The 9,053-nt window shown below is 60.6% G+C and carries 3 protein-coding genes; all 3 read left to right on the forward strand.

Annotation, left to right across the window (positions count from 1 at the left end; genetic code table 11):
• Window positions 1-387: 387 nt before the first annotated feature.
• Window positions 388-726 (forward strand): hypothetical protein, encoded by a 339-nt coding sequence (locus LV457_RS19900; RefSeq protein WP_232173272.1) that lies wholly within the window; start codon window positions 388-390, stop codon window positions 724-726.
• Window positions 727-1,334: 608 nt separating this feature from the next.
• A complete protein-coding gene (locus LV457_RS19905) occupies window positions 1,335-5,318 on the forward strand; it encodes an Eco57I restriction-modification methylase domain-containing protein (RefSeq protein WP_232173273.1) in 3,984 nt (1,327 codons plus the stop codon).
• The gene (locus LV457_RS19910) at window positions 5,315-8,803 is read left to right on the forward strand and encodes an SNF2-related protein (protein WP_232173274.1); all 3,489 of its coding nucleotides are present in this window, start codon (window positions 5,315-5,317) and stop codon (window positions 8,801-8,803) included. Before LV457_RS19905 ends, LV457_RS19910 begins: the two co-directional genes overlap by 4 nt.
• Window positions 8,804-9,053 lie beyond the last annotated feature (250 nt).

Genomic DNA, 9,053 nt, shown 5'->3' on the forward strand with positions numbered 1-9,053 from the left:
GGTGGTGTACGTGTTCTTCCTGCGGAACAAGAGCGAGACGTTCCTCGATCGTGAGCGGGGGAGTGCGTTTGTGCGGTAAGGTGAGTGGAACGGTGGAATTCCCATCCGCCTCCAGCAGGACTCTCTTGTCTTTCCTACGGCCGAGTGGTCCGGTAGCTGCTCCTCACACTGACCGCACTGGTGACGTGCTGCCGCGGAACGCACTGCCGCTGTCGGTGAGCTGGCTAAGCTTTCGCTCCGGAGCTGTCTTATCAACGGCTCGCATCAGCATCTTGGGGGAGCATGTTCAACAACGCCATCTGGCCCGCTCGTGTCATTTAACCGAATGGCCTCCGCTTTGACGTGCACGCCCAACCCGCGGTCAACCTCGCCCTCATCCATAACCGAATGCCGCTGGTCACCGACATCGCGGTTGCGAACGATTCTGACGTGCCGGTGTCTGGGCTTCAGTTGTCGGTTCGCCTCCATGGCGCCGTGGGCGAACTCGCGCCGGAGTGGTCGCGGTCGCTGGTCGATGATTTGCCGCCGGGAAGCACGCACACCTGGAACGACTTGGGCGATGTCATCCCCGACGTCGAGCACTTGAAGCTCTTGAACGAGAGCTACCCCGGTGTGATCGTTGTTTCGGCGGAACAACGGTTCAAGGACGACATCGTTCATCGGACCCCGCTGCAAGTACTCGCTGACAACGAATGGTTCGGTCGAACGAAGGCGGCAAGCGAGTAATAGAAGATCGGCGCGTTGAACAACGAGATCGCAACTTACGAGGGACCCATGCACATTGATCGGCTGGTGCGGTGACTGCCCAGTCTTTTGAGTTGAGGCGCGTCCGGTCGTCGCGGGAGAAGAAGCTCGCCTACCGGATCCAACAGGCGGGGCTATTCGTTGTCGTCGACAAGTTCATCTGGCCTCGCGCGAGATCGACCCCGATGCATGGCGCGAGTTCTGCCCGAACGACACCACCGCGGATCGCCAGTTACTGCACATCAGCCCCGTGGAGAGATCGCGAACGCGGCTCGCTTACTTGCGGCGGGGGACAACGGATGGCTAGCGACGAGCTTGCCGTCGACGTTCTGCAGACCTTCGGACGTCACGGCGTACCCACAGACCGTGCGCAACTCGCGGATGCCATGTTGTGGCTTGCCGAGGGTTTATGAACCCGGCGCGGCGCGGATCGTCCACTGGCTCCGTCCATCCGGGGCCTAGCAGCTACAGCGATAGGTCGTCGGTGAAGTTCAAGTCGTGCGCGTCGTGCACATGAAGCCGACCGGTGTCGCTAGGGTTTCGCACTAGGCCGCCAGTGAGTTCTCGGCCAGATTAGAGGAGAAGTACGCGTGCAATTGACTGCCGATAAAGTCATCGCTTGGAACGAACCATCCGCGCCTGCCGGTGTCACAACCATGAAGGTGTACCTCGGCCCCGACCCGCACGGCCTCGGTGGGTTCCAAGTGGCAGTCGCAACTTCCGCGACCGCTCCTTCTCGGCAGGTCATCCGCGACATATTCAACGCACGCAAGGGCAAGACTCAAATACAACTCGTAGTGGCGATCGAACACGAAGGCGCAGTCCATCTCTTCGGTCCCGACCCGCAGGCGCAGGTGATCGCGATGCCGGTTGAGCAAGCAGAGCGCCAGCTCCTATCCGTCCTCGCCGAGCCGGACGTTCTTGCTGCCACTGAACGTTTGGCCGGGCTCCGCAAAGCCTCGGACTCAACCGGTGTAGCGGGCTTCACCAACTGCGGGTTGTTCGCTACACACCACATAATGAGCAACGTGCCTCAGCGAGATGATTGGGAGGCGCTCGGCGAACAGGCCCACCCGCTACTCGCCTTGCGCAAGGCGCAGCTCATTGATGCACTCGGCTTCACGACAAAGGCGGGTCCGAACGGGACACTTCTGCTGTCGATCGACGGACATCCACCGCGCGCGGTCGCAGTGCTTCTCGACGATACTGAGCAATTCGACGCCAAGACCCCGCGGTTTCAACTTTCACCGGTCGCGTTTGGGCTTGCTGTGGCGTCGCGCCAGGAAGTGCCGTGGTTAGTCGTTTTACGGAAGGACCAGATCCGCCTGTATTCGGGACGCGACGGCGTCGGGGTCGGGTCAAAGGGCCAGGCCGAGACATTCTTTGAGGTCGACCTGTCGACCATCGGGTATGAGTACGCTGCGCTACTACCGCTGATCTTCTCTGCGAACGCACTTACGGCCGGCGGCAGCGCCGACGGACTGTTGCGCGACAGCGCGCGATACGCCACCGAACTCGGGGCGCGTCTCCGTGAACGTATCTATGACGAAATCGTCCCCCCTGTTGCGGTCGAGGTAGCGCAGCAGTTGTCGAAGCACGCCGGAGTGACGCTTGATGCTGAGGGACTTTCGACCGCGTACCGCGTCACGCTCCGCGTCCTCTTTAGGCTTTTGTTCCAGGCGTACGCAGAGGATCGCGGTTTGCTCCCGTCCGGACGCAACGAGGGCTTCGACGCCAACAGCCTGAAGACCAATGCGCGGCGACTGCTGGACTCGGACAGTCAGGAGTTTGGCGACTCATCGACGATTTGGTTTGACCTTGTACAGGTGTGGAGCGCAATCGACCAAGGAAACCCGCAATGGCAGATTCCGTCGTACAACGGCGGGCTCTTCTCCTCCGATGCGGGCCGCTCGGCTGAAGGAGCGCTTATCAAGATGATCGAGCTCCCCGACAGCGTCCTCGGCCCCGCCCTCAAGAGCCTGCTGATCGATGTGGGGGATGACGAAGTCCTTGGTCCTGTCGACTTTCGCTCGTTGAGCGTTCGTGAGTTCGGCACAATCTACGAAGGCCTCTTGGAGAGCTCCCTCTCACTGGCCGACCAAGACCTCACAATAGACAGCAACGGTGCGTGGGTGCCAGCCGTCGGCGGCGGCATCGTGCAGGTAACAGCTGGTTCCGTCTACTTCCACACGGCCTCGGGCGAGCGGAAGGCGACCGGCTCGTACTTCACTCCGAAGGTTGCGGTGGACCACTTGATCGAGCGATCGATCGTCCCCGCGCTCACCATGCACCTCGAGAACATAGCGGGCCACCTCGCGAGAGGCGACGCGGCTACCGCCTCAAGGGAGTTCTTCGACTTCAGGGTCGCGGACCTTGCGATGGGGTCGGGTCATTTTCTGGTGGCGGCGGTCGACAAGATCGAAGCGCTCATGCGAACGTTCCTCACGGAGCACGCCGTGCCGGGCGTCACCCAAGAGTTGCTTCGACTGGCTGAGGTAGCCAAGGAGGCACTCGGCTCGGACGACGTCGCCAAGAGCGAAGTCGACGACATCGGGCTCTTGCGCAGACAAGTCGCCCGTCGTTGCATATACGGCCTCGACATCAACCCGATGGCAGTCGAACTCGCGCGTCTCGCACTATGGATTCATACCTTTGTCCCGGGGCTGCCGATGAGCACACTGGATCACGGACTCGCTAACGCAAATAGCTTGACAGGGATGGGAACGATCGACGAAGCCATAGACGTGCTCCAGCCGGGCCGCCGTCCAGGCGAGCTGAGCCTCTTCGATTCAATCCTCACTGATCAACTTGCGTCGGCAAAGACGCTCCTGGTTGATGTGGCGAATGCAAGCGAAGCGAACAAATCGGAGATTGAAGAAGGTGCCCGCCTGCTCGACCTGGCCCGCGAGGCAGCCGACACCGCGGGGAGGATCTTCGACGCCGCTGTCGCTGTTCGCATGGGAATCCTGGCACCAAACACGGTATTTGATGAGCAGTCGCTGCTGCTGATGCTCGCGCGCCCCGAGGTTGATGAGGCGAGAGAATTGTTGCAGCCGGGACACCTGCCTTGCTTGTTCCCGGAAGTCTTTCTGCGAAATTCACCCGGTTTCGACGCAATCATTGGCAACCCCCCATGGGACAAGGTGCGCTGGGAAGCCGGCCCGTTCTGGGCAAAGGTCAGCCCTGGCCTGATGGCACTCCCTGATGTGCAGCGAGACGCGCGTATCGAGGAACTTCGAAAGGAACGCCCGGTCGAGGCAGCGCGAGAAGCAGCTGAGATAGTCGAACGGCAGCGCCTGCAGGACTATTTCAAGACGACTTTCACGATGCGGGGCGGCACTCATCTTGAGCTGGCGCAGTTGATGCTCGAACGGGCGCTGCGGTCCGTGCGTGTCACCGGCGGTATAGGTCTTGTGCTGCCGCGTCAGTGTCTCGTCTTGGCCGGGTGGAAGCGCCTCCGCGCGGAGCTCTTTGCCAAGCACTCCGTCGCACTCGTGCAGGCACGCAATGCAGGCGGGTGGCTCTTTGAGGGTGTTCACGCTAGCTACGCGGTGGTGCTCCTCGTTGCCGGTCCCGCATCTGACAGGCCGGTTGAAGTTGCGGTGGTGACCTCCGCGACTGCGCTTCGTGCGATCGCGCCGGACGAGATGATCAAGTTCAGCCGAGACGAGTTGTCGAGTTTCTCCGACACCATGGTCGTCCCGTGGTTCGACAATCCAGGCGACCGGGTCGTATTCGACAAGATCCGTGAATTTCCGCGACTTTCCGCGGCTGGGTCTTGGATCACCGGTACTCACGATGCACGTTGGGATTTCCGCGGAACAGGACGCGACCGCGATCTGGTGGTGGTATCGGAGACTGAAGGGGCTTGGCGAGTAATGATGACGCGCCATGTTGATCCCTTCTCAATCCGCAATGCTGCGGTCAAACAATTCGTGGACGACTTTCATGGACTTGCGGCAAAATCCCGGGGGGTCGTTGTCGATGCAAACGGAGAGCCCGTGTTCAAGCAATCGCATCCTGTAGTTATCTTTAGACATCCGAGCCGCAGTGACGACACTCGGACGCTCATCGCCTCGGCCCTACCTGCCCGAGGATTCCTTTACAACGCGGGCTACATCCATGCCGTTGCCCATGCTTTGGGAACGTCGTCGAATGCACTGCTGGCCCTCGTAGGCCTGCTGAATACCAACACTGAGGATTGGTGGGCCCGGCGCTTTGTTGACCGCCACGTCACCGCCCCGGTGATCAACAATCTTCCGCTGCCTGCGCTCACGATTGCTGACGTCGAGAGACTGGCTGGCCGCACCGCAGTTCTCCTTCGGAACGCTGGTTACCAATGGCTCGCCGCCGGGATCAATGTTGCAGATGTAGCCGAAGCCTCCTCCTTCAACGGAGACAGCCGAGAGCAACTTCTTGCAGGATTGGAAGCCACTGTTGCCCGCGGGTACGGGCTCCAGCCGGACGACTTAGAGTTAATTCGACGTGATTTCAGCCCGCAGGGTTTTCCCAAATCCGTGTTCGACCTCGCGTGTGAATTGATGACGGCAGCCGATCAGGTGGCTGCATCGTGAGCCAACTACCCGATTTCGCCACGAATCACTCGCCGAGCGACGCCGCGACGACCGTCGCGGACAAGGTAAACGAGCTCTTCCACCTCTTGCGTGTCAATAAAATGACCGCGCCCCCCATCGCGATCGCAACGGCATACATAAACCCTGGCGGCTTCGCGCTCCTTGCCGACGAGCTGGAGCGAGCGCCCCGGGTCCGCCTCTTGCTCGGGGCGGAGCCCGATGCCGAAGCCGTCCGAGCGATCGTGTCCGGTGACTCCGATCAGGACGCTCGCCGAGGCGCCGCCCTCGAACACCATCAGGCCTGGCTGGAGGCTGAGCGGGACACGATGGGCTTCGCGAGAGTGCCTACAGCCCAAGCGAAGCGGTTGGTGGAGTGGCTTCGCAGTGTTGACCCGGATGACGCCGCGAAGGTCGAGGTGCGTCGTTACGGGAATGGCTTCCTGCACGGCAAGACATATCTGGTTGAGGACGGCGCAGCGCAGGCGGCGATCGCTGGTTCGTCGAACATGACCTACGCCGGCCTCGCCCATAATGCGGAACTCAACCTGGGCACCGGCGGCGGCACGAGCGCGGCCGCCAAAGTGCATGAGTGGTTCGAGCACTTCTGGCTGTTGAGCGACCCATACGATCTCGCCGAGCTCTATGGCCGCCTATGGGAACCGCACACACCATGGGCAATCTACCTGCGGATGCTTTGGGAGCTCTATGGCGAGCACCTGGACATCGAAGAGAACCCAAATGTCCAGACACATCTTGGTCTTACGCGCTTCCAGGCTGACGGTGTGGCCAGAATGGAGCGACTCCTCGACGAGCACGGTGGCGTACTAGTCGCCGACGAGGTCGGCCTTGGCAAGACGTTCCTCGCCGGCGAGGTCATCTATCGGACAGCCAACATCAACAGGCAACGGGTTCTAATCGTTGCTCCCGCTGCGCTGAAGACCTCGATGTGGGAACCATTCCTGCTTACTCATGATTTCAGCCGGTGGGTGAAGGTTTACTCGTATGAGGAAGTGCGGAATCGACTCGACCCAGATAAGAGTCCGATTGATGCGTTTTTGAGGGAGATTGAGGACTATTCACTTGTCGTGATCGACGAGGCGCACAACCTACGCAACTCCGCGGCACAGAGGTCTGGCGCGGTCGACCGTGTCATCACTGCGGGCAGCCCTAAGAAGGTCGTGCTGTTGACGGCCACACCGGTGAACAACTCATTGGCCGACCTCGAAACGCTCATCAAATACTTTATCCGAGACGACGCGCGTTTCGCGTCGCTCGGTATCCCGAGCATCCGCGAGTACATCAAGCATGCGCAGTCCGTCGACCCCTCAAATCTGACACCGGAAAACCTCTTCGACCTGATGGACCAGGTCGCCGTCCGCCGTACTCGGAAGTTCGTGAAGGAGCACTACGCTAATGAGCTGATAATGGGGCCCGACGGGAAGCCGACCACGATCAAATTTCCGCAGCCGAAGGTACGCCGAATCGACTACGGCCTCGACGCGGACGGGCTTGCACTCATCGATGCGATGGTCTACGCGCTCGACGACCCGACCGACCCTCACGCGCCAAGGGCGTGGGAGGAACGAAGCCGAGATCCGCGGCGGCTAATGCTCGCTCGGTATTTGTCCAGCATGTACACCCTCGATCATGACCTGCAGACGTACCAGATTTCAAACGCAGGACTACTTCGGTCCGGCTTACTAAAGCGACTTGAGTCGAGCCCGCAGGCGCTTCACGCATCCCTCGAGAAAATGATCACTTCCCATGCGGGGTTCCTGGATGCGCTCGGCAGAGGGTTCGTCCTAAAAGGCGAGGCGCTGAGCGACTGGGTTTCGTCAGACTCCGATGACCTCGATGATTTCGTGGCTGACTTCGACGATGCCGACCAAATCGAGTCAAGCGATGGGTACCATCTTGCCGAGCTTCGGGCCGACGTCGAATCCGATATTGCCCTGCTAGGCGACTTGCGCGATCTCGCCGCGGTCGTAGTCGCTGGAATCGAACCGAAGGCCCAGAGGCTCGTTGAGGAGCTCACGGAGATCGCCAAGGAGGCACGGCGGGTGGACCCACGGGGCCTTTCGCATTCCGATCGACGAAAGGTCATCGTTTTTTCAGCATTTACCGACACGCTTATCCCGATCCATGAAGCGGTTGTGGAAGCGATCAACAGTGTTTCTAGAGAATCGCCATTGGCGGACTACCGGGGCCGTATTGCGCCACCCGTGATGGGCACCTATGCGAAAGCGCTTGAGCGAGGTGCCAGCGGCGGTGTGGATCAGGGTGGCCGGGCTGCGACGATTGCGGGCTTCGCTCCAGTGACGGCCGGACCCCGCAGTGCTAACGGCGAGCCAACAGCGAAGGACGAGTTCGACATTTTGTTCGCTACCGACGTGTTGGCCGAGGGCGTTAACCTCCAGCAGGCCGGCCAAATGATCAACTACGACCTTCCGTGGAATCCGATGCGGATCGTCCAGCGACACGGTCGCGTGGACCGCATCGGATCGAAACACGACTATGTGCACCTCGGGCTTTTCTTTCCCGCTGAACGCCTTGACGCCCTGCTGGCGCTCGAGGAACGCCTGGAAACGAAGCTTGCTCTGGCCGACGCAGCCGTGGGTGCCGGCGAAGTGCTTCCGGGACGAGGGCCCGGCCATGAAGTGAATCTGGCGGACGATCAAGTTATTGATGATTTCGAGAAGCTGCTTGATGCCGGCGGCTCCAGTGCATCTCTCTCAGGTGAGGAGTACCGCCGTCGGTTGTACGGCGCCTTCAACATGGAGCCATTGATGAAGGCTGACGTACTCAGCCTTCCTTATGGATCCGGTAGCGGCTTCATCAATCCGATCGTGCTAGGCAACGGGTATGTGTTCTGCATTAAACTCGGCAACAGCGCCAAGCCGTGGTTCCGTTACGTGCCGGTGACCGACGACTGGTCGATCAGATACAACGAAGAAGGCGTCGCGATCGTGTCGCCTGACACGCTCGTTGCCCTCCGGGTGGCTGACCCCGAGAACGCGACCGCCGAGCGGTTCCTTCCAGACACGGTCTACGACAAGGCTTTTGACGCATGGGAGGTCGCACGCGACAGCGCCTATGCAACATGGCAGGAACTCACCGACCCGAACGCTTTCCAGCCCGACCTGCCACTGGCCTTCAGGGACGCCTACACGCTGGTCCTGCAAAAAGGAGGCTATCTGGGGAGGGGCGCACAAATCGCGTTGGTGAACCGACTGCGGAGCGTCCCGTCGCCGAAGGTGTCTCGACAAGTCCGTGGGGCGCTCAATCAGGGTCGTACCGACGAAGAGCGCATCCAGCTCGTCACCGAGGTGCTCGACGAGGCAGGGATCACCGCGCCGCCGCCCAGGGAGCCCTTGCCTGACATCGAGGAGCACGAGGTGCGGCTGGTGACTTGGATGGCCGTTCAGGGGACTCGCGGCCTGCAGGAAGCAAACGAAACGGACCGAGTAAATAGATCGGTTATTTGATGCGGGCGGTGGGATGAATAGTTGTTCAGGGAGCGAGGTTCACGATCGGAATGAAATGCGCAGTGCAAAGAGAAGTCTCACAACTTGACGCGTTAAGTAGTGAGGAGTGGTGGACCACAGCTTCCGGAAGTAGAGATAGGTGCGCAGTGGTGGGTTGAGTCTGAAGCCGGAATCCGGCTCTTCGTAATTCAGAGTGCATTGATCAGTGCGTGTAGTGCGCCGCTGTGCAGTAGTGAGCGGAGTCGGTAGT

Source organism: Mycobacterium sp. MYCO198283 (assembly GCF_021213805.1).
Classification (GTDB): Bacteria; Actinomycetota; Actinomycetes; order Mycobacteriales; family Mycobacteriaceae; genus Mycobacterium.